This is a genomic window from Nguyenibacter vanlangensis (assembly GCF_013376155.1).
GTDB lineage: Bacteria > Pseudomonadota > Alphaproteobacteria > Acetobacterales > Acetobacteraceae > Gluconacetobacter > Gluconacetobacter vanlangensis.
The window spans coordinates 1-1,036 of record NZ_JABXXP010000877.1 but is presented as its reverse complement, the minus strand read 5'-3'; the positions used below and the strand labels follow the sequence as shown (position 1 = coordinate 1,036).

General features: G+C 70.3%; 1 protein-coding gene. It reads right to left on the bottom strand.

Going from position 1 to position 1,036, the window contains the following annotated elements; all coding sequences use genetic code 11:
- A partial coding sequence (locus HUK84_RS19815) for an ABC transporter substrate-binding protein (protein WP_218064480.1) occupies window positions 1-877 on the bottom strand: 877 nt, incomplete at its 3' end.
- Window positions 878-1,036 lie beyond the last annotated feature (159 nt).

Here is a 1,036-nt window from a genome sequence, read left to right as displayed (position 1 = left end):
GGCAGCGGGCCGGCGCCATCGGGCCGATCGGCGTGCCGGCGGCGCCGAAGACCCCCAGCGACAGGAAGATCCCGCGCGACCACAGGATCTGCGCCTCGGACATCATCGGGTTGGCCTTGCGGATCGCGTCATTGGCGGGCGACGGATCATGGGCCAGCCAGTCGGCCCAGCCGCGCATGCTGGCGCGCAGGAACCGGGCGATCGCATCGCGCCTGGTCCCCAGCACCGCCTCGGTGGTCACCAGCGCGTTGCCGTAATTCTCGACGGTGTAATCGGCCAGCATGAAGAATTTATACGGGATGCCCTTCTGCTGCACCGCATAGGGTTCCGAGGTGGCGAAAGCCTGGATCGCCACCCCCGGATCCAGCACGAAGGGCCGGATGTCATAGGCGTAGGGCCGCACCTGCCCGTCATCGAACCCGAAGCGCCGGCGCAGATAGGGCCATACCGCGGCGCGTACCTCGGTGCTGAGCAGGATCGTGTGGCCGCGCAGGTCCTCCAGCCGGCCGATATCGGCGTGGGCCAGCAACCCGCCCAGCGATTTCTGGAAGGTCGTGGCGACGGCGGTCATCGGCATGCCGCGGCTGCGCGCGGTCATCGCCTCGTCCGCGCCGCCGATGATCATGTCGTAATGCCCGGCCAGCAGCAATTGCGCGCCGTTGACCTGCGGGCCGCCGGCCTCCATCGTCACGTCCAGTCCCTCGGCGGCGTAGAACCCCTTGGCCGCCGCCTGGTAGAACCCCGCATGTTCGGCCTGCGCGTACCAGTTCGTCAGGAACCGGAACGGCTGGGCCGCCGCGCGGGCCCGTCCGCCCAGCAGGCCGGCGGCGCCGATGCCGGCCATCATGTCCCTGCGCCCGATCCAGCCGCCTGCCATCGTCATGCCTCCACCCGCCCGGCGGATCGTAACGTATCGGCAACAGCATGCAAGCGCATCCTCCGGGCCGGCCGGTTTCAGCCGCCCAGCGGGAAATGGCAGGCGACCGACCGGCCGGCGACCGTGCGCAGGGCCGGCGGTTCGGTCCGGCAGCGATCC